The 24614-nt window shown below is 70.1% G+C and carries 20 protein-coding genes and 1 pseudogene; 9 read left to right on the forward strand and 12 right to left on the reverse strand.

Features of this window, described 5'->3' with window-relative positions:
- Positions 1-28: 28 nt before the first annotated feature.
- Genes DRB89_RS11985 through DRB89_RS11995 form a run of 3 tightly spaced genes read right to left on the reverse strand, consistent with a single transcriptional unit; the run spans position 29 to position 3473 of the window.
- A complete protein-coding gene (locus DRB89_RS11985; RefSeq protein ID WP_112448281.1) occupies positions 29-913 on the reverse strand; it encodes an SDR family oxidoreductase in 885 nt (294 codons plus the stop codon).
- Positions 910-1899: an alpha/beta hydrolase gene (locus DRB89_RS11990; RefSeq protein WP_112448282.1), complete on the reverse strand. Its 990-nt coding sequence runs from the start codon at positions 1897-1899 to the stop codon at positions 910-912. Before DRB89_RS11990 ends, DRB89_RS11985 begins: the two co-directional genes overlap by 4 nt.
- The gene (locus DRB89_RS11995) at positions 1896-3473 is read right to left on the reverse strand and encodes an NAD(P)/FAD-dependent oxidoreductase (RefSeq protein ID WP_112453334.1); all 1578 of its coding nucleotides are present in this window, start codon (positions 3471-3473) and stop codon (positions 1896-1898) included. Before DRB89_RS11995 ends, DRB89_RS11990 begins: the two co-directional genes overlap by 4 nt.
- Positions 3474-3694: 221 nt before the next feature.
- Here DRB89_RS11995 and DRB89_RS12000 point away from each other — a divergent pair, with 221 nt between their 5' ends.
- On the forward strand, positions 3695-4366 hold the full coding sequence (locus DRB89_RS12000; RefSeq protein WP_112448283.1) for a MerR family transcriptional regulator: 672 nt from the start codon (positions 3695-3697) through the stop codon (positions 4364-4366).
- Here the strand turns inward: DRB89_RS12000 and DRB89_RS12005 are convergent.
- Both DRB89_RS12005 and DRB89_RS12010 read right to left on the reverse strand, forming a co-directional pair.
- Positions 4348-5151, reverse strand: a complete 804-nt coding sequence (locus DRB89_RS12005) for an exodeoxyribonuclease III (RefSeq protein ID WP_112448284.1) — start codon at positions 5149-5151, stop codon at positions 4348-4350. The two genes, DRB89_RS12000 and DRB89_RS12005, sit on opposite strands and share 19 nt — an antisense overlap.
- A 35-nt stretch (positions 5152-5186) precedes the next feature.
- A complete protein-coding gene (locus DRB89_RS12010; protein WP_112448285.1) occupies positions 5187-6497 on the reverse strand; it encodes a recombinase family protein in 1311 nt (436 codons plus the stop codon).
- Positions 6498-6756: 259 nt separating this feature from the next.
- Here DRB89_RS12010 and DRB89_RS12015 point away from each other — a divergent pair, with 259 nt between their 5' ends.
- Both DRB89_RS12015 and DRB89_RS12020 read left to right on the forward strand, forming a co-directional pair.
- Positions 6757-7005: a hypothetical protein gene (locus DRB89_RS12015; protein ID WP_112463265.1), complete on the forward strand. Its 249-nt coding sequence runs from the start codon at positions 6757-6759 to the stop codon at positions 7003-7005.
- Positions 7006-7093: 88 nt separating this feature from the next.
- Positions 7094-7594 carry a GNAT family N-acetyltransferase gene (locus DRB89_RS12020; RefSeq protein ID WP_112448286.1) on the forward strand — a complete coding sequence of 167 codons (501 nt, stop codon included), beginning with the start codon at positions 7094-7096 and terminating at the stop codon, positions 7592-7594.
- Positions 7595-8512: 918 nt separating this feature from the next.
- On the opposite strand, the gene DRB89_RS12025 is transcribed toward DRB89_RS12020, so the two are convergent.
- A complete protein-coding gene (locus tag DRB89_RS12025) occupies positions 8513-9349 on the reverse strand; it encodes a PhzF family phenazine biosynthesis protein (RefSeq protein WP_204357689.1) in 837 nt (278 codons plus the stop codon).
- A gap of 344 nt (positions 9350-9693) precedes the next feature.
- Here DRB89_RS12025 and DRB89_RS12030 point away from each other — a divergent pair, with 344 nt between their 5' ends.
- From DRB89_RS12030 to DRB89_RS12040, 3 genes are all read left to right on the forward strand, one after another.
- On the forward strand, positions 9694-11559 hold the full coding sequence (locus tag DRB89_RS12030) for a galactose oxidase early set domain-containing protein (protein ID WP_112448288.1): 1866 nt from the start codon (positions 9694-9696) through the stop codon (positions 11557-11559).
- A gap of 18 nt (positions 11560-11577) precedes the next feature.
- Positions 11578-13482, forward strand: a complete 1905-nt coding sequence (locus DRB89_RS12035; RefSeq protein WP_239516097.1) for a Dyp-type peroxidase — start codon at positions 11578-11580, stop codon at positions 13480-13482.
- A gap of 333 nt (positions 13483-13815) precedes the next feature.
- On the forward strand, positions 13816-14223 hold the full coding sequence (locus DRB89_RS12040; RefSeq protein ID WP_112448290.1) for a hypothetical protein: 408 nt from the start codon (positions 13816-13818) through the stop codon (positions 14221-14223).
- Between the two features lie 208 nt (positions 14224-14431).
- On the opposite strand, the gene DRB89_RS12045 is transcribed toward DRB89_RS12040, so the two are convergent.
- The 3 genes from DRB89_RS12045 to DRB89_RS12055 all read right to left on the reverse strand — a co-directional run bounded on the left by DRB89_RS12045 (position 14432) and on the right by DRB89_RS12055 (position 16867).
- Positions 14432-14746 (reverse strand): hypothetical protein, encoded by a 315-nt coding sequence (locus tag DRB89_RS12045; protein WP_112448291.1) that lies wholly within the window; start codon positions 14744-14746, stop codon positions 14432-14434.
- Between the two features lie 638 nt (positions 14747-15384).
- Positions 15385-15897, reverse strand: coding sequence for a hypothetical protein (locus tag DRB89_RS12050; protein ID WP_162688550.1), 513 nt, complete (start codon positions 15895-15897; stop codon positions 15385-15387).
- A 289-nt stretch (positions 15898-16186) separates the two neighbouring features.
- Entirely contained in the window at positions 16187-16867 is a 681-nt protein-coding gene (locus DRB89_RS12055) for a hypothetical protein (RefSeq protein ID WP_112448293.1), read from the reverse strand.
- Between the two features lie 546 nt (positions 16868-17413).
- Between DRB89_RS12055 and DRB89_RS12060 the strand changes: the two genes are divergently transcribed.
- Entirely contained in the window at positions 17414-19192 is a 1779-nt protein-coding gene (locus DRB89_RS12060) for a hypothetical protein (RefSeq protein WP_112448294.1), read from the forward strand.
- Positions 19193-19493: 301 nt separating this feature from the next.
- Here DRB89_RS12060 and DRB89_RS12065 read toward each other — a convergent pair whose 3' ends face one another.
- A complete protein-coding gene (locus DRB89_RS12065; protein ID WP_162688551.1) occupies positions 19494-19865 on the reverse strand; it encodes a VOC family protein in 372 nt (123 codons plus the stop codon).
- 1029 nt (positions 19866-20894) lie between these two features.
- Here DRB89_RS12065 and DRB89_RS12075 point away from each other — a divergent pair.
- Together DRB89_RS12075 and DRB89_RS12080 are read left to right on the forward strand one after the other, a co-directional pair.
- A pseudogene (locus DRB89_RS12075) lies at positions 20895-21212 on the forward strand (crosslink repair DNA glycosylase YcaQ family protein); the annotation flags it as partial.
- A 45-nt stretch (positions 21213-21257) separates the two neighbouring features.
- A complete protein-coding gene (locus DRB89_RS12080) occupies positions 21258-22964 on the forward strand; it encodes an AMP-binding protein (RefSeq protein WP_112447872.1) in 1707 nt (568 codons plus the stop codon).
- Between the two features lie 127 nt (positions 22965-23091).
- On the opposite strand, the gene DRB89_RS12085 is transcribed toward DRB89_RS12080, so the two are convergent.
- Positions 23092-23586 (reverse strand): glutathione peroxidase, encoded by a 495-nt coding sequence (locus DRB89_RS12085; RefSeq protein WP_112447873.1) that lies wholly within the window; start codon positions 23584-23586, stop codon positions 23092-23094.
- Between the two features lie 41 nt (positions 23587-23627).
- The gene (locus DRB89_RS12090; protein ID WP_112463266.1) at positions 23628-24614 is read right to left on the reverse strand and encodes a hypothetical protein; all 987 of its coding nucleotides are present in this window, start codon (positions 24612-24614) and stop codon (positions 23628-23630) included.

Consider the following 24614-nt stretch of genomic DNA (forward strand, 5'->3'; position numbering starts at 1 on the left):
GCACAGACGAACATTCCTCGCATTCCGGTCAGCGGCTCTGGGTGCGCTCCTGCTCGTCCGCCGCCCCGCCGGCCCCCACAAGCCCCTTGGAAACACTGGCCAGTCGAGGCTCGAACCGCTTCATCTCGCGCTGTCCGACCGTCGCGATGATCCCGGGCAGGTACCCGCGGACCCCCTGCATGCCGCGCAGCCACCACTGCGCGTACACGTGCGGGGAGCGCCGCTCGATGCCCGCCACGATCCGGTCGACGGCCGGCCCCAGCGGGTAGGTCCGGTTCGAGGGCCACGGCAGCCGCTGGCGCAGTTCGCGCATCACCTCGTCCTGGTCGGCCCCGCGCACCATGTCCGTGTCGGTCCAGGACAGATAGCCGACGCCGACCTTGACGCCCTTGTAGCCGACCTCGGCGCGCAGGCAGTGGGCGAAGGCCTCGACCCCGGACTTGGAGGCGCAGTACGCGGTCATCATCGGCGCCGGGGTGATCGCGGCGAGCGAGGCTATCTGCAGGAAGTAGCCGCGGCTCTCCATCAGCACGGGCAGGAAGGCGCGGGCGGTGACGGCGCCGCCGATGAGGTTGACCTCGATGACCCGGCGCCAGGCGACGGGGTCGGAGTCGCCGAAGGGACCGCCCGCGGCCACCCCCGCGTTGGCGACGACGATGTCGACCTTGCCGAAGCGCTGCTTGACCTCCTGCGCGACCCGGGCCATGGCCTCGTGGTCGGTGACGTCCGCGTACCAGTGGTCGCTTTCGGTGTGCAGCCGCTCGGAGACCTCCTTGAGGGCCTCGGGCTCCAGGCCGACGAGGGCCACCTTCGCCCCGCGCGCGGACAGCTTGCGGGCGAGCAGCTCGCCGACCCCCCGGGCGGCGCCCGTGACGACGGCGACCTGGCCTTCCAGACTCCTGCGAGCACTCACGGCGTCTTCTCCTTCGCGGGCTGACTGACACTGGATTGACTGACGCCGGGCTGACCGACGCCGGGCTGACCGACAGGGGGGCGAGGACCGACGAACTGCGCCACGAGCCCGCGCAGGGTTTCGGTGACGGCCTCCGGAGCCTCGACCGGGGTCATGTGCCCCATGCCGGTCAGCTCGGTGAGCCCCACGCAGTTCGCCAGCGCGGCCGCGAGCCCCCGGGCGTGCACGATCGGCGTCAGCCGGTCGTTCGTGCCGCCGATGACGGCGGTGGGTACGGTCAGGGCCGCCAGCCCCGCCCCGAGGTCGAGCCCCGCCAGCACCGCGGACCACGCGTGGCGCACGGCCGTGGGGCAGGAGTGGACGATCCGGGCGCAGGCCTCGACCTTGTCGGGCGCGGAGCCCGGGCCCATCGTGGCGTACTTCAGCACCGCCTTGCCGACGGGGGTGACGGGACCCAGCGGTGCCCGGGATCCCAGGACCGCCCCGGTGATACGGGTCCTCGCGCGCCCGGGGCGGATCGGCAGGACCAGCGCCTCCTCGACCAGCCGGCCACTGCCGGTGCTGCACAGCAGCGCGGCCGCGGCGTGCTCGGCGAACTCCGGCCGGCCGGCGGCGGCCATGATCGTCATCCCGCCCATGGAGTGGCCCGCGACCACGGCCTTCTCGCCGGGTCCGAGGGTGGCGGAGAGGACGGCGACCAGGTCGTCGGCGAGGGCGGTGGTGCTGTAGCCCGCGGCGGCCGGGCTGCGCCCGTGGCCGCGCTGGTCGTAGGCGATGACCCGGTGACCGGTGGCCAGGGCCCGTATCTGCGCGGCCCAGAAGGCGGTGGAACAGGTCCAGCCGTGCGCGAGCACGACCGCCGGAGCCCCGTCCTCGCCATGCACCTCGACGTGCAGGCGGGAGCCGTCGGCGGAGGTGGCGACCAGCTCGCGGCGGGCGGCCGGCGGGGCGTAGGGCCCGGCCGTGACGTGCGTCAGGCGGCTCACGCGGCGCCCTCCCCGGCGGAAGCGGGCGTCTCGGCCGGGGCCTTGACGGGGGCCTTGGCGGGGGCCTTGGCCGGGGCGGCGGCCACCGGGACCGCCTCGCGCTCCCGATGGCGTACGACCTCGTACTCGCCCAGGTCCACGCTCCGGGTCTCCTTGCGGAACTCCCCGGTGGTCCCCGGCCAGACGGTGGTGTTGCGCCCCTGCGCGTCCAGGTACCAGCTGGTGCAGCCGCCGGTGTTCCAGACGGTGCGCTCCATCCGCGCCTGGACCTGCCGGTTCCAGGTGTTGACGGCCGAGGGCCTGGCGGCGAGCGCGACCCGGCCCCCCAGGACGCCGAGCTGGCGCATGTAGTCGGCCATGTAGTTCAGCTGGGACTCGATCATCAGGATCATCGAGCTGTTCCCGAGCCCGGTGTTCGGACCGATGATCGTCATCCAGTTCGGGAAGCCGGCCGCGGTGGCCCCGCGCAGCGACTGCATCCCGTCCTTCCACACCTCCGCGAGGGTCTTGCCCTCCGCGCCCACCACCCGGTCGGCGATCGGCATGTCCGTGACGTGGAAGCCGGTGCCGAAGACGATCGCGTCGGCCTCGGTCTCGGTGCCGTCTGCGGCGACCAGGACCGAGCCCCGGATCTCCTTCAGCCCGGAGGCGACCAGGTCCACGTTGGGCCGCGCGAGCGCCGGGTAGTACTCGCTGGAGAGCAGGATCCGCTTGCAGCCGATACGGTACGAGGGCGTCAGCTTGGCCCGCAGCGCCGGGTCCTTGATCGAGCGCCCCATGTTGGCCTTGGCGAGGGACTCGATCAGCCCGAGCTGGTTCGGCCGCTTGGTGAAGGCGCTGACCTGGAGCTCGCGGAGCCCCCACAGCAGCCCGCGGCGCGCCGCCCGGGTGAAGGGGAGCTGGCGGTGCAGCCAGCGCTCCACGGAGGAGATCGCCCGGTCGGTGCGCGGCATCACCCACGGCGGGGTGCGCTGGAACAGCGTGAGGCGCTCCACCTCCGGGGCTATCGCGGGCACGATCTGGATGGCGGAGGCGCCGGTGCCGATCATTGCGACGCGCTTGCCGCGCAGGTCGTAGTCGTGGTCCCAGCGGGCGGAGTGGAAGACCTTGCCGGGGAATTTGGCGAGCCCGGGGATCTCCGGCATCTTCGGGTCGGACAGCGGCCCGGTGGCGGAGACGACCACGTCGGCGGTGAGGTCCCCGCCGGAGGTCTCGATCTCCCAGCGCAGCTCGTCCGCGTCCCAGCGCATCATCCGCACCTCGTGCTCGAGGCGGATGTGGCGGCGCAGCCCGAAGGTGTCGGCCACGTGCTCCAGGTACTCCCGGATGGCGGGCTGCCCGGAGAAGGTCCGCGGCCAGTCCGGATTGGGAGCGAAGGAGAAGGAGTAGAGGTGGGACGGCACGTCGCAGGCGCACCCGGGGTAGTTGTTGTCGCGCCAGGTGCCCCCGACGGAATCGGCGCGCTCCAGGACGACGAAGTCCGTGATCCCCTCGCGCCGCAGCCGCACCGCGGCGCCCAGCCCGCCGAATCCGGAGCCGATCACCGCCACTCGTACGTGCTCGCGCCCGTCCATGCCACCGCCCATGCCCGCCGCCTTCGGATGCCCACGTTGTCACGTTGCCAGCAATCACTGGCACAATCGGGAGAGTAGAGCAGCTCCGTACTCATGGGTAGGGGTCGCGCCGGGAAAGTTACTGCGGGTACGGCCCCAAGCCCTAGGCTGCGCACGTGCCGGACAACGCGACGCAGGACGCAGCGCAGGACGCAGCGCGATCAACGGGAGCAGGGACCACAGTGCGCGAATACCGCACGGAGGAGCTGGCCGAGGCCGCCGGCATACCCGTACGCACCCTGCGCTTCTACCGGGAGCGCAAGCTCCTGCCGCCGCCCCGCCGCGAGGGCCGCATCGCCTGGTACGACGACCACCACCTGGCCCGGCTGCGCACCGTCGCCGCCCTGCTGGAGCGCGGCCACACCCTGGGCGGAATAGCCGAGCTGACCGTCGCCTTCGAGAAGGGCCGCGACGTCGGCCAGCTCGGCGAGCTGCTCGGCATGGGCTGGTCGGAGGAGACCCCGGTCCGGCTGTCGCCCGAGGCCCTCGCCGACTACTTCGAGGGCGAGGTCACCCCGGAGAACCTGGCGGCCTCGCTCGACCTCGGCTACCTCGCCACCGACGGCGAGGAGATCGTCCACGTCAGCCGCCGGCTGCTCGACGTCTCCTCGGCGCTGGTCCGCGAGGGCGTGCCCCTCGCGGCCGTCCTGGAGGCGGGCCGCCGGGTGCGCGAGCACGCGGACGCGATGGCGGTGCTGTTCGCGGAGCTCATCTCCGCGCACATCTCCGAGGAGGCGGTCGAGCGGCTGCGCCCCCTGGCCAAGAGCGTGGTCGAGGCCGAGCTCACGATGGCGATGGACCGGCTGCGCCCGCCGCGGCCGGCGCAGCCCCCCGGTCAGACCCCGAGCTCGTAGACCACGGTCACGGGGGCGTGGTCGGACCACCGCTCGGGGTGCGTCTCGGCCCGCTCCACGAAGGCCTTGACGGCCTTGGCGGCCAGCCCGGGCGTGGCCACCTGGAGGTCGATGCGCCAGCCGGCGTCGTTGTCGAAGGCCCGCCCGCGGTAGGACCACCAGGAGTACGGCCCCTCGGTGTCGGGGTTCAGGCCGCGCACGACGTCCACGTACCCGGCGGTGTCGTACACCTCGCCGAGCCACTCGCGCTCCTCGGGCAGGAAGCCGGCGTTCTTCCGGTTGGTCTTCCAGTTCTTCAGGTCGGCTTCCCGGTGGCAGATGTTCCAGTCGCCGCAGACGACGACCTCCCGCCCGTCTGCGGCGGCCCGCGCCTTGAGGTCCCGCAGGTAGGGCAGGAACTCCGCCATGAACCGGTACTTCTCGTCCTGCTTCTCGGTCCCGGCCTCGCCGGAGGGCAGGTAGAGGCTGGCGACGGTGACGCCCGGCAGGTCGGCCTCCAGGTACCGCCCGGAGTCGTCGAACTCCGCGCTCCCGAATCCCACCTGCACCCGCTCCGGCTCCCGGCGCGTGTAGAGCGCGACCCCGGCGCGCCCCTTGGCGGCGGCCGGCGCGAACGCGGTGTGCCACCCCTCGGGCTCCCGCACCTCCTGCGGAATCTGCCCCTCCTCGGCCCGCACTTCCTGCAGGCAGACGACGTCGGCGTCCGATCCGGCCAGCCACGGGGAGAACCCCTTCTTGGCGGCGGCGCGGATCCCATTCACATTCACGGACGTCACAGTGATCAAGACATGCTCCCCACATCGCACAAAACGGAAGCAGCCTACCCCTCGGGGGCCTCTGCAAGGCTGGACGTCTCATCGCCGCCGGCCCACGGGTCCGGTTCCCACAGAGGGTGAATGGCCACTACGACGTCCCCTCCGTCGTGTCGGCGAAAGGTAACTCGGCGAACGAGTTGTTTGAGCAGGGCGTTCTTTTCAGCGTTCAGGAGGCTGTCCCACTCCTGCGCCAGTCCGAAGATCAGCGGTTCGAAGTCTGCTCGATCGGGGGTTGCCTCGGCTCCGGCGACCTTTTCGAGGAGGGCGGTCGTGACGTTCTGCTGCTCCTTGATACGGTCACGGGCCGATTCGTACTCTCCTTCTGCGTAGTCGTCCGGGTTGATGGCGTGATCGGCGCGCAGCCGAGTGAGGCCTGCGGCGAGCTTGTCGAGCGTGGTCTGCAAGCGGACACGTTCCTTGGCTGCCCGCACTCTGTCGTCCTGCTCCGTCGGGCGCTGATGCGGGACGGCCGGTGCGGCGTCGAATCCGGCCGCGGCTTCGCGGGCGATCCAGTCGTACAGGTCGGCCTCGACGATGGACCGTCGAACCCAGAAGCCGGAACACCCGTGCGTGCTCGTTACCGAGCGTCGGCCGCAGCAGTAGGAGTACCCACGGATGAGCTGCTTCCGTCCGTCCAACCCCTTGCGCTCCCCCGACTCCACCGGTGCGGTACCACGGCAGTGATCGCACTTGGCAAGGTTGGTGAGTGGGTACAGCGGTTTGACGGAGCCCGGTGGCATTCTCCTCCCCCTCCTCGCTCGCTCTTCCTGGTACTGCTGCCACAGCTCCGGCGCGATGAGTTCCTCGTGGGCGCCGGGGATGAAGATGTGGTTCGGGCAGTTGTTGGTGTGCTCACAGGTGCATTTCGTGTCGTGCACGCGGAGCAGGCCAGCCGCGAATCCGGAGTCCATGTAGCGCGTGAGGACTTGGACGCTCCACGGGTTGCCTCGCACGGTCAGGTACCCGTGCGTGTTGAGCCAACCGCATAGGGCGTAGTACGAAGCGCCTCCGACGTACCGGCGGTATGCCTCCGCGTACGCGGCCCCGTCGCCACCACCGCCGGGTTCATACCGCTCTTTCTGGACCGTCCAACCGCCCTTTCCGTCGGGCAGACGGCGCGGATGCCAGACGTAGCCGGCGCGGGGCCGGCCGGTCGCGGGAAGCCCCAGCTTGTAGCGGCGGTGATCGTGAGTCTCGCGCCACTGCTCGCCAAGCTTGTCGGACTCGTAGGCCGCGAACTCGAACAGGATGCCCCGCTGGAGGCGGCCGGTTGCCGTCCGGGCGTCGACCTGCTGGGTTGCCGATCTTCCTTCCACGTCGAGACCCGGATGTAGCCGACGTAGGGCTCAAGCCTGGGCGGGCCGTCAGGGATTTCGACGTCGGCCAGTGCCGTCACCAGCCGACCCCGCCCGGTTCGCTCCGCCGGCCCTCTCGATGGCGGACCAGTGCACGCATCATGTGCGCCCCTCCCTTGTTTGCTGAGACTCACGTCGCGTCGGCTCCCTCGCGACACCCTCCCGGGCGACCACTTTATAGAGCCCTAGAAAAATATTCAAGGGGGCTAGAATCTATGACATGGACACAAAGGCCCCTGCCGCTCTGCTCCGAGCGGCCATCGAAGCCGTGCGCGCCATGCCCGCTGGGGTAGGGCGTGCCGTCGCCGCAACCGAACTCCTTGGTGCCCTTCGGGACGGACAAGCGGACCTGCGAAAAATCCGCGCGGACGAGGTGACCGAGCTACGCAAGACACTCAAGCTGCGAGAGATCGGCGAGCAACTCAGCCTCTCGACTGGACGCGTCGATCAAATCCTCAAGGGCAAGTAGCACGCGACCCCCGAGGGGTGCCCACTGTGCGCTGGCCTGAGCCTCGGCGCGGGCCGCATCACACGGGCGTGTTCCGTACGATGTTCGGATGTCTCAGGAGATCCAGCTCCGCGCCGTGTCGTACGACCACCCGGACGCGGTCAAGCTCAACGACCAAGTGCAGATCGAGTACCAGGAGCGCTACGAGGGCGAGGGCGATGTCACCTTCCTCGACCCCGCGATGTTCGCCCCGCCTAGGGGCCTCTACCTGCTCGCCTACGACGCTTCGGGCGCGCCGATAGCCAGCGGCGGCTGGCGCGGCCAGGAGCAGGGCGAGGAGGGCTACGCGGACGGCGACGCCGAGCTGAAGCGCATGTACGTGGTGCCCGAGGCCCGTGGCCTGGGCCTGGCCCGCCGCATCCTGGCCGCCCTGGAGGCGGACGCCCGCGCGGCCGGCCGCGTCCGCATGGTCCTGGAAACGGGCGACCAGCAGCCGGAGGCCATCGCCCTCTACCTCTCCGAGGGCTACGCCATGGCGGCGGCCAAGTTCGGCCACTACCGCTTCCACGACTCCAGCCGCTGCATGACGAAGCCGCTGAACCCCGCGTAGCCCGCCGGCCGGTGCCGGTGCCGGACCTCAGACCGCGCTCTGAACTCCGCACCGGTGCACGGGCCCGCCGGCCGGACGTCCGGGAACGCAGAAGATCCCGCCCGGTCTTCCGACCGGACGGGATCTCATGACGTCCACGAGAGCTACTCGCGAACTGTCGTTTGTGGGCCGTTCGCGGGTGGGGGTGAGCTGGGGATACACGGAGGTTCCGAGCGGGCTTCCCAGTCCCGGAAATGCGATTTCCCAGGTAGATGCCAGATGCACGTAAGCCTTGCCCGCGCTTGTCCAGCCGCGAGACGAAGGGTCAGGGCGCAGTGATCACCTCGTTGAACTCCGAAGGGGCCTCACCAGGGCGTGACAGCGCCCGTCCGGCCCGCCCGGGTGGCTATTTGTGCAGCCGATGACGACGCTGTCCCTATGCGCCTTCCCGCTCCTCGCTTCAGCCGCCTTGTCACCCTTGTCGCGATCGACGACGCCCAGCGGGTTGCGCTGTTTCCCCAGCCTGCTTCCTCGCCATGGCGATGGGCACTGCCGCAGTGCACCGTCCAGCCGCTGGAGCCGTACAGCCAGGCGGCCGCCCGGCTCGCGGCGAGCCGCTTCGGCGATCGGGACATGCGATGGGGAACCGTCGTAGGGCGACGCTGGGCGCCTCCACCGGCGGGCACGTTCCTGGCTCGCGTGGAGGAGCACGTCTTCATTGCCCGCGCAGGCCCTTCCCCACCTGGGGGTCCTGTCCGGGCCGGTCGGCCCGACCGGATTGCGGTGTGGACACCGCGCGCATCCCTCGGCCCCCTCCTGCGGGAACCGTATCTCGACACCACCGCAACCCTGGTTGACGGCTATCTCGACGGCTGGCTACCCGACGGTCCCATCACCCTTGAGTGATCCGGCAATGGCGTTCCCGCGCACGGCGTGCGATCAAGCACGGCATTCCGGGGGCCGGATCGGATGGCCTCTCATGGTCCTCAGGGGTGCCACTCCATCGGGGACGCCCTGAAGACGGTCAACTCGGCCAGCGTTGAGGCGATGTCCTGGGGCGAGTACCGCTGCGGTCCGGCGACGGACCTGACCCGCAGGCCCTGGGATGGATGGAGGAGGGAGCCTGCGACGAACGCGCCGATGTCGGCGGTCGCGATCATGTCGATCGAGGTATCCGGTGCCAGGAGCGAGGGGCGGCACACCGTTCTCGACGGCGACGGGCAGGACGGGCGCCCAGTTGTCGGCGTACAAGCTCATCTGGGTGGCGTCGTACTCGGGCGCCGCAGGTGACGGAAGCCCCTCGACGGCCGCCGCGTCAGCCGACTGGATGTGTTCCCACGGCGGAGCGTCGCTGAGCCGGGCGCGGATCCAGGTGACGTCGGCGGCACGCCAGGTCGTCACCTCTGACGCGTGGACCGGCCGTAGCACCTCGGGCTGACGGCCGGTCACCTCGGTCAGCATCCAGGAGATGCCCACCAGTGGGTGGCCGGCCATGGGCACCTCCACGGCGGGAGTGAAGATCTGCAGTCGCGCTCGGTCGAGGTCGTCGACGAAGACCGTCTCGCTGTAGCCGAGCTCGGCGGCAATCCGCTGTCGGCGGTCGGAATCCAGGCCCTCGGCGTGCAGCACTACACCGAGCGGGTTGCCGAAGCCGCCTTCCTCGTCGGTGAACACTCTCAGGACGTGGACCGGGATGCTGTCGACGTCGGTGGCAGGGCCAATGGGGGGTACAGGAGCAGGCATGACGCGGTTCTCCCTGGGGTTGTCGTTGGGCACCGTTCCAGTCGACGCGGCCGCGGAGCCTCGGGGCAACAGCAGCTCTCGGAACGTCTCTCCCGTCCCAGGGACAACCGGCCGGGTCGCCCACCCGTGATTGCCCGCGCGCCCCACAGATATTCACGGCCGACCAGACGATCACCCGCTCGGCAGAAGAATGCCCGGTCGGCACAAGTGCAACGTCGCCCGCCCCGGCTCGCGCGAGGCCGCGAACAAGCCGGCTTCCCAGCGGCCCACACGGGTGGGCCTGACCGTGCACTCGCCGTACTTACGTGCGCATTGTCACTCCTTGTGGTCATCTGTCACTGTCAGCGATCACAGTGTCCCCCGCTACGAGGAGCCCAATGTCCCGCAAGCGACTGTCTGCGGTGATCTCGGCCTGTGCCGTCATCTCCGCCCTGGCCAGCACAACCCTTCTGTCCGCCGCGCCGTCCGTCGCGCACGACCAGGCTGCCGTTGTCCACGACGGCCATGGGGCGAAGGCCGACGTCGAGCCCGACGAGGCGACGGTCCTCGGCAAGGACCACGCCCAGGCCCACGCCACGACCCGGCAGCTGGCCCAAGCCCTCGACGACTATCCGCAGACCACCCGCACGGCGCGCCTCAAGGCGCTCACCGAATCGCAGGCAGCGGCGAACGCTGCCTTCGACCCGAGGGAATTCGGCGAGTTCAAGGAGTACTTCGACTCTCCCGACTTCGCCGCCCACATTGCCCAGCTGCCCACCGGCAAGGTGCTGCTGTTCTCCTTCGAACGGATCGAGACCAATCCCACGAAGGAGCCCGCGCCCACCCAGATCATCGGCAAGGAGAACGCGGGCCGCGCGTACCTGTGGAACCCGGCGCTGGGTACCGGACCGGCCGCGTTCACGAAGGTCACGCCGCCGTCCGTCAACATGCCGGACGGCCTCAACGTCTCACGCCCCGCGCCGTTCTTCTGCGCCGGACACTCGTTCCTGCCCAACGGCATGCTCGGGGTGTTCGGCGGCAACCTCGGCGGCAACGGCGGCACCGGCGCCAAGCTGTCGCTGGTCTTCGACCCGTGGACCGAGACATGGGCGATGAACGAGGACATGGCGGTCGGCCGCTGGTACCCGTCGGTCGTCACCGGCGCCGACGGCCGCCAGCTGATCATGTCCGGGCAGTCCGAGCTCGGCTGGGGCACTCCCACCCCGATCGTGGAGCGCTTCCCGGCCAAAATGGGTCCCGGCAGCCGTCTGTCCCCGACGCGCACGACCGACATCCCCAGAGACGTCCCGGTGGACCGGTTCAAGGTGGACGCCCCGTTCAAGAGGGACTACCCGCATCTGTTCTCGCTGCGCGACGGCAAGATCTACGGACTCGGCCGCAACCGCGACCAGCAGTGGCTCTTCGACCCGGTCAAGGAGACCCGGTCGGACCTGCCCGCGCGGCCCGACAAGGCCGAATTCCGCAACTACGGCTCGGCGGTTCCGCTGCCCGGCGGGTTCAGGGGCCCGGACTCCGTACTGATCCTCGGCGGGGACCGGGACGACCCGAACACGTACCAGCTCTCCGGCGGCAAGTGGAAGACCGCCTCGCCCCGGGCCTTCGGCCGTACGCAGGACAACACCCTCCTCCTCCCGGACGGCGACCTGCTCACTGTCAATGGCGCCTTCGACATCCGCGACTACGGCAACGGCGACAAGAACCCCAACGCGGACCTGAAGTACCGCCAGATCGAAACGCGGAACGCGGAGGGCGACTGGAGGCTCGGCCCGGTCCAGCGACTGCCGCGCGGCTACCACTCCAACGCGGTGGTCATGCCCGACGGCCGGATCATGATCACGGGTGATGAGCTCCAGCAGATCGCCAACGACCCGAACATCAAGGACGACATGAACGGCAGCATCGAGATCTACGAGCCTGCCTACCTGAAGAACGGCAGTCGCCCCGACCTGTCGTCCATGACGTCCAGCGCGCCCGCCTACGACGGCAAGTGGGTGGTGTTCAGCAGCACACCCGACGACGTCAAGCGCGCCGTCCTGCTCGCGCCCACGACCGCGACGCACTCGGTGAACACCAGCCAGCGCCACCTTGAGCTGCGGATCAAGAGCCGCGGCGGCCGGGCGATCGAACTGCAGGCCCCGCCGTCGGCAGCCGCGGCCCCGCCCGGCTTCTACATGCTCTTCCTGCTCAACGAGGAGGGCGTGCCCAGCATGGCCAAGTGGATTCAGCTCGGAGCGGAGAGTTAGGCAGTGACGACAACAGCGATGACCGGTCTGCCTTTGCGGGAGAGCAGGGAGATTCAGGGTGACATCCTGGCCGGGTTCAAGAAGGACCATATGCAGTTGCTGTTCCTGAGGTTCGGGGATCAGAACATGGCGCGGACGTGGTTGAAGCGGTTGCGGCCGCGGATCGCCACGACCAGGCAGGTGGCGACGTTCAACGCCGAGTTCAGCCGTGCCCGCAAGAATTCGGGCGGGGACGACCCCAAGAACCTCACCGCTACCTGGCGCGGTGTCAGCTTCACCTATCCGGGCATGAAGGAGCTGGTGGGCAAGGAGCTGTATCCGCCGGCGCCCGAGGACAGCACGCTCGGTGCGTTCGCCCAGGGCCCGGCTCACCCGGCACGAGCGGGAGTACTTGATCTCGGGGAGGAGAACTCCCCGGAGAACTGGCTCTTCGGCAACAGCAAGGGGCAGCAGCCGGTCCACGCGGTGCTCACCATCGCGGCCGACCGCATCGAGGACCTGCGCGCGGCTTTGAGCCAGGAGCGCCAGGAAGCCGCGATGCACCGGCTGTCGATCGTCTTCGAGCAGGACGGGGCGACCCTGGAGGGGACCCGCCGGGGCAAGGAGCACTTCGGTTTCAAGGACGGCGTCAGCGAGCCGGCCGTACGCGGCTTCGACAAGCCCGATCCGAAGAACCCGCAATGGGAGGAGGGGCACCCCGGCACCCGGCTCATCCCGGCCGGTGAGTTCGTCATCGGTGAGGAGAGGGTCGGCGGACGCCCCAACGACCTGCCGCCATGGGCGAGCAACGGTTCCTTCCACGTCGTACGGCGCCTGGGCCAGGACGTCCCCAGCTGGTGGGCGCAGATCCGGGCACGGCTGAAGGAACTGAAGAAGGCCAAGGCCGTCCCCCCCGAGGCCACCGAGGAATGGCTGGCCGCCCGCGTCGTGGGACGCTGGACCTCGGGCACCCCGATCACCAAGTGCCCCTTCGCGGACTCACCCAACGACGCGGAAGCCGCGTCGGACAACGACATCAGCTACAAGAACGACCTCGAAGGGGAACTCACCCCCCTGTGGTCCCACCTGCGCAAGACCAACCCCCGCGACGGTCTGGCGCTCAGGCCCGGCGAGGAGCCCGAGCCGTTCGAGGGACTGGACGGGCTCGACAGCCGACGGATCATGCGGCGGGGCATCCCCTACGGCCGGCCCTTCGACCCCGCGGCCGGCGGAGGCCACGGGGCGGACGCCGCCCGCGGCCTGCTCCTCATCACCTACCAGTCCGACCTGGTACGCCAGTTCGAGTTCATCCAGCAGAGCTGGATCAACAACGCCGGCTTCCCCCTGGACCGCAAACCGCCAGTCGGCCGCGACGCCATGGTCGGCCCCGACACCACCGTCAGATTCAACGGCCAAAACCTCAGCTTCCAGCAATTCGTACGCACCGAAGGAGCCGTCTACGCCTTCGCCCCCTCACTCACCACCATCGCACTCCTCGCCGAAGGCAAACTGACAACCGACGGCATGGGCGGTGGCCAACCGGGCGGTGGCATGGGCGGCGGCCAGCAGGGCGGTGGCGGTCGCGGCGGGATCGGCCAGCTGGGCAAAAACGGCACCGCCATCGTCTACCCCCCTTGGACCATCACGACCCCGGTCACCACGGCGAAGGCCCGGCTGGTCCTGGAGCCGGACGGCAATCTCGTCGTCTATGACGAGAAGAACGCGTCCCGCTGGGAATCGAACACCGCGCGCCAGGGCGGCGTACGTCTCGCCTTCGAGGAGGACGGCAACCTCGTCATCTACAACAAGGCCGACCAGCGCGTGTGGAGGTCCCGCACCGTCGGCGGCAACGCGGACTCCAGGTTCCACATCCAGGAGGACGGCAACGTGGCCATCTACGCCGGCGACGGCACCCTGCTCTGGCAGACCGGCACGGCGCACTGACACAGCACTACCCGCGCCAAACCCCAGGTCCCCTCGATACCGCTCCTGCGCGGTAACGAGGGGACCTCCGGTTCTGAAGTTCCCCCTCTGATCTGGACAGGTTGATACTGGGACGTATGGGTCCCGGAGGAAGCAGTCCAGATCAGAGGGGGAACTCCACGCGACGACGTCGCCGGATTGCCGACATGCGACGAGCGCGGCCGAGGGCTATCGTCACGAAGGTGCCGCCGGACGGAACGCCAACCCGGCTGGGGCTGCGATGCCGAGCTGATGCTCGCCCATGCCCCCCAAGGGCCGACGCCGGCCTGCGTAGGACCGCGAGGAGGCCGCTCCGTGCCGTTTGCCACCTGCTCATTCCCCGAATACGAATCCACCACGGGCGGAGTACCGGTCCGGATTTCCAACGGATACCCGAGGTATCGCCTCACCTACCCCCTGCCCGGGACCAGCAAGTGGCCGCTGCTCTTCCCCGACCGGCAACAGATCACGTGGCCGCTGGAGCGGTTCGCCCCCGTCTACCTCCAGAAACTGGACAGCCTGGGGGTCGAGGCGATCCGGGACAGCGCGCGGGAACTGCTCCGCCAACTGGGCGCCGATGAGAACGAGCTGCTTGTCCTGCTCTGTTTCGAACAGCTGGCGAAGAAGCCCGATCTGTACTGTCACCGGTCGGTGTTCGCGAGCTGGTGGACCGAGCACACCGGCGAGGATGTCCCCGAGCTCGGCGCCGTTCCTGCGCCCTGACCAACCACCCCGCCGGCCAATGACCGACGAGGACGATGTGGTCATCCAGCCGCGACAGCCCCGGGCGCCCGCAGTTGATCTCCGGTGGGGTGCGAAGCCGGGCGCAGAACTGCCTGTGCGACGGGACCCCAGCCAGTCCCGTCGCACAGGCAGTCACCCACTCATCCCCTCGCCCCTGTCCGCAGCCCCTCCCAGGGCCGCGGTCCGGTCAGTACCACCAGGGGTAGAAGTTCACCGCCACGTTGGTGTTGGACTGGTCGATCGCAGTGAAGGCGGACCCGTTCACCTGGGCGGTGTTGCTCTGATTGGACGCGCCGGAGCCGGTGGCCACCTGCTGGGAGGTGGAGGAGTTGCCGAAGTTGTGGCCGCCCACCCCGCTGCCGATGATGCTGGCCACGCTCGCGTTGGATCCGTTGTTGGCGAAGGCGCCGTTGTCCGCCTGGGCCACGCCTGTGAAAAGGGCGGCGGCGAGCGGAAGGGCTGCGACGGCGGCGATGACGCGGGCGGTACGGATGCTTGCCATGTGAATTCCTCCAGGAACCAGAAGTGCGGCTGTTTCCAAGGCAGTTGGCCGACCGCCTCGGTCTCGTGGTGACGACGTCGCGAGATCAGAGTTGCCCACCAAATCCCTGGCGAACCACCGCGGAGGCTGTGATTCCCCCTCAAGTATGAGCAATATCCAATAAACCTCGACTCGCCCACGACGCTCCAGATCAGCACTCTGAGCCATCTCCGGACCAACTTCGAGCCGCTGATCCCCGGGCCTCGCAAGGGGTGAAGCGGTCCCGCACTTCTTCGCCAGATCCCCGCCCGGTACCGCCCAGACCGGACACCTCACTCCCCTTCTTCGAAGATTCGAACGACCGTGAGCCCTCTCACCTCGCCATGCGCACGCCCTGGCCCTCGCTCACGCGCTGGGTAGCAGGATTTACGGCGTCGGCTGAGGCTGGGATGCGTACCGCTCCACCCCGGTGACACATACGCAGGTCCCGAGCGCGGCCGGGTCGTTGGCGCCATCTCGGGAGATGCTGGGCCCGTGGAACCTGATGAGTTCAGCGAAGGCGAGGCCGACGGCCTGCTGGACGCCCCGGACGCGGCCGGCTGGGAGAGCGAGGAAGACGAGTACGAATGGCAGTGCTGACACTTCCGGGCCGACTGGTCTCAGGGCTGGGATGCCGGGCGTCGCAGGGATGCGAGCCATAGGAGTGCCAGCAGGATGCCGGTGCCGGAGGTGTACAGGGTCCAGGCGAGCTGGGGTTGTGCGGTGCAGGGCCCGGCCATGTCGTCGCGGGCGAGCTCGGCCAGCTGGGTGAGCAGGGTGATGGGCGGGCCGAGGCACCAGCCCGCGGTGATAGCTGGCGGGAAGCGGGTCAGGCAGAGGGTCAGGGCCAGTGCGGCAGTGGCGGTGACGGCCATGGCCAGGGTTGAGGTGGCCAGCAGGTCGGCGAACGCGTCCGGCCTCATGTCCAGTTCAAGGCGCGGCAGGATGTGGCCCCAGGTGCCGATGCGTACGTTGACGCCTTGCGCGAGTACGGGGATGAGTTCTGCGGCGAGTTTGACGGCCAGCAGCGTGATGGCGGCGGCTGTCGCGCTGCGGACGAAGGCCGCGTAGTTGCCCTGCGGCCCGATCGGGTCCGCTTGAGCCGGCGGCTGGACCATGCGTGCCGTGGTCATCCCGCTGCGGCCTTGACGGTGTTACGGGGTGCTGGGGCCGACAGAGCCCGGGAGGCCCCGCCGCGACACCTGGCGCCGACCGGATCGTGCTGTGGCCGAGGCGGCGTTGGGTGAACGGGTTGTCGGCCAGTCCCGTTGTGCACCCCGACGTCGCCCCCTTCCCGTCGTCGGCGCGGATGCTGATCGAACCTGCCCGCGACGGTAGCCCCCGACCGGCTGGTGGCGGGGGCTACGACGCGGGCGGGCCGTCAGATCAACACGAAAGGGGGCATGGGTGGCCGCTGCCGGTTCACTCCTTGTGGTCGGGTGCCTTCTCTCTGGTGGACGTGGTGGGCGCCTTCGTGGCAACCGCGGTCCAGTAGACGGTGCTCGCGCCGTGGGCGCTCGTACCGAAGTCGACGCTCACACCGCCTTGGAATTGCTGTCCGGCCGGTACGCGTACGGTCCCGGTGGTGGCGTTGATGACCCGTCCGGCGGCTCCGGCGCTGTCGCCGGGGCTCGGGGCGGCGTTGGCCAGGTTGAGCGGGGACTGGTCCCAGGCGGCGTTGGAGAACGGTGCGGTGACCTGGGCCGGCTGGGTGGACAGGTAGACCTTCACGTTGCGGTCGGACCAGTTGCCGGTCAGCGGGCCCCTCCCGGCGGGGTCCGTCTCGACGCGGAGGAGGAGGTCGATGTCGTAGTCACAGCCGTTGACGAACCGTACGGCGTCGCGGAACAGCGTGGTGTCACCGGCGAACCCCACGACGTACATGGCCTCCTGCACGACGGTCGTGCCGGCGGTGGTGGTCACGGTGGCATTGGGGTCGAGCTGGACCCTGGGCACCGCTGTCGAGCCGGCCGGGCTGGTGTCGCTGCCCGCGACCTTGGTGAAACACGCCTCCTGCGGTTCGAACGTACCCGACATGTAGTTGTTGAAGGTGACCGCCGCCGCCGCAGGTGTCGCGATCAGCAGGGACAGGGCCACCAGCACGGCCCCGCGCCCTGAGATCCTGCGCCCTTTTGCTCCCGGAGACCGTGCTCCCCGTAGTGATCGCATGCTGCTCCCATCGTCGGCGTCTGCCGGTCGGGCCCAGCCTGCACCGCCGAGCGCCTCTACGCGCGCGGGAGCGTTCTCCTTCTCACCCGGTTGCCGAAGGTCCGCACCTCAGCCTGTAGCCCCTTCGCTACACCGGACGCACCGCGCGCCGCGCGTGAGCCCACCGGGGCACCCGCCCGCCGAGTACTCCGGAATACCGGATACCGCGCCCCGGAATCCAGGGGTCCTTCCGCGTGCTGCCGCGGCGCCCTCCCGCCGGTCTCTGTCACACCGCGTTCAGGAGGCGACACGCCACTTGACCTGACGGGCTTTCATCACACCATCTGATGAGATGCATCTCCGGGAGGACGTGCAGGGCTTCCGCCCTCAGAGAGGTGTGCCACCGACGTGCGTGACCGTGCCAGTGTTTCACCCGCCCGCCGTGCCCTGTGCCGGGCACGGCGACTGTGGCTTCAGGTACTGGCCTGCGTCCTCATCCTGGTGGGCGTCCCGACAGGCCCGGCGCGGGCGGAGACGGCCAGTCTGAGGCGGGCGGCCACCACTGTCTCACCCGCGGCCGGCTGGTCGGTGTACTCCTACAGCCAGGCGACCGATGTCGTCTTCTCATCCGGTACCGGCAAGACCTCCGCGTGGCAGGCCGGCACCTTCGAGGGCAGCGCGGTCGACGCAAGCGGGCAGCTGGTCCCCGTCGGCGGCTGGTGGGACGCGGCCTGGAAAGCGCGCCGGTGCGCGAAGCTCACCAGCCCCCTGCCCGTCGGGGTGAGCGATCCGCTGGCCGACCTGGTGGTGCCGCTCCTCGGCCCTACCGGCCCTGTCCCGTTCGGCTCACTGAGGGCCGTGGCCGACGACGGCCGCCTGCTGGCTTCCCGCGTGGTCAGCGCCGACAGCCTCCAGGCGGTCATGCGCGTGCAGTTGCGCGGCACACTGGCTCCGGGCGGCTCCACCGGGCTGTGCGTCTACCTCGACAATCCCGCCCCCGCCGCGCCGGCTCCGCCGGCTCCGCTGCGGGCGCCGCTGTACCGGATCAACGCGGCCGGCCCGCAGATCACCACCACGGACGACACCCAACTGGACTGGGCCGCCGACGACGACCCGCCCAGCCCTTTCCTGACCGGTACCGCGATCAGAACCGCCCCCGTCGGTGTCGTGTTCATGAACCACCCCAGCATGCCCCCGGGAATCCCGCCGGCCCTCATGCAGACCCTGCGCGCCGGGAGGGGAGTGTTCACGCATGAACCGGTCGTCTACCGCTTTCCCCTGGCCGCCGGTACGACGGCCCAGGCCCGCGGTTTCTTCCTGACGACCCTGGGTCTGCTGTGCGTGCCGCTGCTGCAGAGCACGGCCATGGAGTTCACAGTCGGCACCGCGGCCCCCGTCACCGTCGATCCCTACAGGACCACCGGTAGCTGCAACCGTGCCGTATCCGTGGCCGTCGGCACCGACGTCCCGGCCTCCGGCGAGGACGCCGGGTTCCTGACCGTGCAGGTCACGACCGTCAGGGGCTCGACGCCGCTGATCGGTGCCCTCCAGATCGACGGCGTCGCCCCGCTCACCGTAAGCCTGGGCGACCTCGAAGCCCGCGCCGCCCACGGCCAGTGGACCTCCGCCACCGTCGATACAGCGCCCGGAGCCGGAATCTACGGCCTGACCACCGCCCTCGCGGGAACCGACGGCGGCCTGGCCGGTGCGACATGGCAGATCGCCACCTCCGCCAACCCTGCCGGCCCATGGTCCTTCACCGGTCCCGACGGCTCCACCGGCACCTTCTACGGCGGATCCTTCAACGGTTTCCCGGTCGCCTTCCTAGCGGATGGCCGCCGATACCTCCGAGTCCGCGTGTCCTTGAGCACCCTTGCCGGCCACCGCCCGCCCGCCGTGGCCCGCCTGAGTGTCGGAACCCACCTGCGCATCCCCGACCGCACAAGTGGCGAGCCGGCCCGCTACCCCGCCCGCTTCGCCCCGCTCCCGGCCACCACCGGCTTCGCCGCCCGCCTGACCACCACCTCCGCCGTCCTGAACACAGCAACTGCCGACATCCGCACCCTGGCGCCCACACCGCCGGGCAGCCTCGCCCTGTGCCACGACTGCACAACCGGCACCCCGGCCGCCACCGGTTTCCCCTTTAACAGGCGGCGCCCGCTCTCCCTGGCCGTGACCACCCGCCCCACCACACCTGGGGCAGCCGCCCCAGCGCTCCTCCACGTGGATGCCACCCGCACACTCGCCGCCGAACTCCCCATCACCGTCCCCTCCCCATGACGTCACGAAGTCACCAGGCCGCCTGGCGCTGGCTGTCCGGGTCGAGTTGTCCCAGCCAGCCGAAGGCGTTGGCTGCCATGTCGACGGGCTTTCCGTCGGTGCTGAACATGGTGTAGTTCGTGAGCGCGTAGGCGGCACAGGCCGAAGTCGGTGGCGTAGAAGGCCTCGGCCACCACGTCTTCGGTGCACGGGCGACGCCTACTCGATGGCCCCGCATTTGATTCGGAACGCGCAGCGTCACCACGTCAGGCGAGACGCCCAGCCTGCAGGGCCGCAAGCCGCCTCGTCGGCGCTGGTCGCTCTACTTGTACTCGGTCGGCTCAGCGAGTTCGACAATCACGCCGTTGGGGTCGAAGACCGCGGCGATCTTCTGCCCCCAGGGCCGTACCGTCGGCTCCTTCGCGCTGGTCGCCCCGGCATCGATGGCGCGCTTGTATGCCGCTTCCGCATCCTCGACATCGAACCCGATGCGGAACCCGTTGGTGGGGCCAGGAGCCGCGAAGTCGTCGATCTTGCTCCAGTGCTCGACGGTAAGGAGCACACCTGCTTCCGTCGTGGAGCCCGTTGCTCCGTTGGAAATGACGGTGAAAGTTCCGTCGGGGTCCGCAAAGAGCGGTTCGAGCCCGAATGCCTTTGAATAGAAACTCACCGCCGCTTCGACGTCATTCACCATGAGAGTCGTTCCCGCGTAGCGCATCACTGCCGCCTTCGTTCAGGATTGGCAGGATCCACGCCCGTGTAATCCGGCACGGATCATCGAGTCCAACAAAAACCCAACATACGCCCCGGACAAGCCCCTGTCGACCGCAACAGAAAGGCGCGCGCCATCCAGGGTATTTGAAACACCACAAGCTGAGCAGGCATCGACACCTGGATCACCTTCGCACAGTGGCACAGCCGGACGCGAACAGTATTCGAACCAGGCCGAGTTCACACCGATTCAGATTCACTGCCGTCCGTTGCGCATGGGCAGCCGCAGCGGGACACAGTCCTACCGGTCGGCGGGAATTGACCCGCCGCGCTGCCAGTTACACGGCGAATTGGCGGCACGCTTCTCTGGGATCCCCTCCACCGCGACGCACACGACGTGGAATTGACCGTAGTCGGGATCGGCCCGCCGGCTGAATGTTCACAACCTCCGATGGCCGTTGGCCCTGGCTATTCAGCGGAATAGTGCGATCTGACGGTTCGGCAGCGAAAGGTGCCGCCTGGGCTGCAACGATGGGAGTGTCGAGTTCGCATCACAGCAGGAACCTGGGGACCTTTCTGGTGACGAAGCGGCTGCCAGCTCGATGAGGACGGCTGGACCGATGGCTTCGTTCGAGTTCCGCCAGGCGAGTAGATCCGTGGGCAGGGCTTCGGTGGAAACGTGGGATACCCGTTTAAATTCGCACCGTTTGGAGCTGATGACGGAACGACCTCCGGAGCGTTTAGTCAACCGGCTTCTCGCGGGGGTGATCAGGGAAGCGGGATTCTCCAACGCCGAGCTCGCTCGCCGAGTCGCTCAGCTATTGATCAGAAACGGTTCGGGTTCTGGGTCGTTGAGCTGGGTGTGAGCGATCTGGTGGGGGACGCACGGCATCTGTCGCCGTCGGCGCAGGAGGCCCTGCGGCTGCGGGCGGTGGCCGCGTTGGTCGTCTGTGTCTACTGGCCCGCCGTAGAGATGGGCGCCTCCCTCATCGGCGCCTGCCCCGTCCTAGCCCCCGCCCCGCCGCGCTTCCTCCCCGAGTTCGACAACCTGCTCCTCTCCCACGCCGACCGCGCCCGCGTCATCGCCCCCGAGCTCAAGGGGCGCACCTGGTCGGGCAACCAGGCCCACTGCACCCTGCTCCTCGACGGCTTCCTCGCCGGGCTCTGGAAGGCGGACGGCGCCGCGCTCACCGTCGAGCTGTTCTCCCCCGTCTCCGCGCGGCAGGAGGAGGAGATCGTCGCCGAAGGCGAAGCCCTCCTCGCCGCCATGGCCGAGGACGCGGAGCCCACCGCCGGCGCCCGTGTCCGCTTCGGGTCAATCCGCGGCTGACGCCGCTCTGGTGACCCCCGTACCCGACACGGCACGATGCCTGACATGACCGAGAACACGGCGCACGCGCCGTACGTGAATCCAGACGCCACCGCCCGGTTCCTCGCGGCGCGCGACTTCCTCCTGGAGCGCCGCGGGGACTACGAAGCCGCCCGCGCCGGATTCACCTGGCCCCGCCCCGAGCGCTTCAACTGGGCCCTGGACTGGTTCGACCACATCGCCACCGGGAACGGCACCGACGCCCTGCGGATCGTCGAGGAGGACGGCACCAGCCGGGGCGTCTCCTTCGGGGAGATGGCCAACCGCTCCGACTCCGCCGCCAACTGGCTGCGCGCCCAGGGCGTCGCCGCCGGCGACCGGATCCTCGTCATGCTCGGCAACCAGCGCGAGCTGTGGGAGGTGATGCTCGCCGCCATGAAGCTGCGGGCCGTCGTCATCCCCGCCACCCCGCTCCTCGGCCCCGCCGACCTGCGCGACCGCGTGGAGCGGGGCCAAGTGCGCCACGTCATCGCGCGGGCCGAGGACACGGCCAAGTTCGAGGGGGTCCCCGGCGGGTACACCCGGATCGCGGCCGGGCCCGAGGCCCCGACCGGATGGCGGCGGCTGGAGGACATCTACGACACCGACTGCCACTTCACCCCGGACGGCGAGACCCTCGCCACCGACCCGCTGATGCTGTACTTCACCTCGGGCACCACCGCCCGGCCCAAGCTCGTCGAGCACACGCACGCCTCGTACCCGATCGGGCACCTGTCCACCATGTACTGGCTCGGGCTGCGCCCCGGCGACGTGCACCTCAACATCGCCTCGCCCGGCTGGGCCAAACACGCCTGGTCCAACCTCTTCGCCCCGTGGAACGCCGGCGCCACCGTCTTCGTCCACAACTACGCGCGCTTCGACCCCGAGCGGCTGATGGCCGAAATGGACCGGCACGGCGTGACGAGCTTCTGCGCCCCGCCCACCGTGTGGCGGATGCTGATCCAGTCCGACCTCACCCTGCTCCGCACCCCGCCGCGCGAGGCCGTCGCCGCGGGCGAGCCGCTCAACCCCGAGGTCATCGACAAGGTCCGCGAGGCGTGGGGGGTGACCATCCGCGACGGCTTCGGCCAGACCGAGACCACCCTGCAGGTCGGCAATTTCCCCGGCGCACCCGTCAAGCCGGGCTCGATGGGCCGCCCCGCCCCCGGCTACGAGATCGTGCTGCTCGACCCGGTCAGCGGCAAGGAGTCCGCCGACGAGGGCGAGCTGTGCGTGGCCCTCGGCCCCCGCCCCGCGGGGGTGATGACCGGCTACCGCGACGACGCCGAGCGCACCGCCGAGGCCATGGCCGGCGGCCTCTATCGCACCGGCGACATCGCCTCGCGCGACGCCGACGGGTACCTCACCTACGTGGGCCGGGCCGATGACGTCTTCAAGGCCTCCGACTACAAGATCAGCCCGTTCGAGCTGGAGAGCGCCCTGCTGGAGCACGAGGCCGTGGCGGAGGCCGCCGTCGTCCCCGCGCCGGACGAGCTGCGCCTCGCCGTCCCGAAGGCGTACGTCACGCTCGCCGCGGGCTGGCAGCCCGGGCCGGAGACGGCCCGCGTGCTCTTCGCGCACTCCCGCGCTGTGCTGTCCCCCTACAAGAGGATCCGCCGCATCGAATTCGCCGAGCTCCCCAAGACCGTGTCCGGGAAGATCCGCCGGGTGGAACTGCGGGAGCTCACCGCGGCCGGCTCGGCGGCGGAGTACGACGAGGCGGAGCTGACCTGAGCCCGGGCGGTACGGTACGGGGCCGCGCGCGCGGCCCCGCTGAGGCGACCCCGTACCGGCGGCGGCCCCGCGGAGGCGACCCCGTACCGGCGGCGGCCCCGCGGAGGCGACCCCGTACCGGCGGCGGCTACGCGGAGGCGGGGAGCAGCGCCTCGATGGCCTCGATGACCTCGGGGGCCTCGGGCTCGGTGCGCGGGCGGAAGCGGCCCACGACCTCGCCGGCCGGGGAGATGAGGAACTTCTCGAAGTTCCAGGTGATGTCCCCGGCCTCGCCCTCGGCGTCCGGGATCTTCACCAGCTCCTGGTACAGCGGGTGCCGGTTCTCACCGTTGACCTCGGACTTCTCCAGCATCGGGAAGGTGACGCCGAAGCCGGCCGCGCAGAAGGTCTGGATGTCGTCCGCGTTGCCCGGCTCCTGCCCGCCGAACTGGTTGCAGGGCACGCCGATGACGGTGAAGCCCTTCTCCTCGTACGTGAACTGCAGCCGGGCCAGACCCGAGTACTGGGGGGTGAGGCCGCACTGCGAGGCGGTGTTCACGAGCAGGATCGCCTTGCCCTTGTACGCGCCGAGGCTGGTGGGCTCGTCGGACAGGGTGGTCAGGGGGATGTCGTACAGGCTCATCAAGCTCTCCTCGGCAGAAAGGCAGGCAATACCCCCCGAGCCTAGGCCCCTGCCGCGACGAGTCCGTCCGCCGGGTCGTTGACCGGCTGCGGCATGCCCGTGAGGTCCATGACGAAGAGGGGTATCCCCAGCTCGTCCGCGCGCGTGCGCGCCTCCCGGGTGTATCCGGCGAGCGAGAAGTAGACGCTCGTCGCGGAGGCGGTGAGCCCGTTCAGCCAGACGCACTCCACGGCCCGCAGCCCGGCCGGCGCCGTGGTCGGGTCCACCTGGGCGACCAGGCCCGGGGCCCGCAGGTCCACCGCCGCCGAGGGGATGGGCCGGCCGTCGGGCTGGCGCACGTCCTGGAAGCCGAGCCAGCGCAGGTACAGGGCGGCCGTGGCCACCGCGTCCCGGGCGGTACGGATGGTCACGGGGCGGAAGGCGGGGCGCGGCACCGGCCGGCTGGGTCCGGTGCCCGGTCCCGCGCCCGCGCCCGGTCCCGCGCCCGCGCCCGGACCCGCGCCCGGACCGGAGCCCGCGCCCGGACCCGCGCCCGGACCGGAGCCCCGGTCCTGGGGAGCGGGGCGGCTCCCGGAGCTCCCGCTGCTCCCGCCGCCCTCCGGGGCCGGCCCTCCGGGCTCGGTCCCCGCGGGCGGGTCCGTCCGTACCTCCCCGCCCGCGGACTCCCGCGAAAGCTGCGCGGGGGACCCCTGCGGCCCCTGGGGCGGCGTTCGTACGACCGGCACGACCGGCACCGCCGGCGCCGCGGGCGGCAGCGGCGCTGCCGGCGGGTGCACGGGAATCAGCACCACCGTCCCGCAGGACCCGCACCCGACCTCCGGGTGCGGCCAGTCGCTCTCCCGCCCGCAGGATCCGCAGCGCACCGTCACCCACCCCTCCGACCAGGTGCGGTGGGTGAGCTCCTGGGGTGGCGCCGCCAGGTCCAGCGGCGGGATGACCGGGGTCCCGCAGGCGCAGGGGAAGACCGGGGTGACGTAGTCGTTCTCCCGCAGGCACGCCGGGCAGCGCACCGGTACCGCATCCGCCAT

Origin of the sequence: Streptomyces sp. ICC4, assembly GCF_003287915.1 — a bacterium.
Taxonomy (GTDB): Bacteria; Actinomycetota; Actinomycetes; order Streptomycetales; family Streptomycetaceae; genus Streptomyces; species Streptomyces tritrimontium.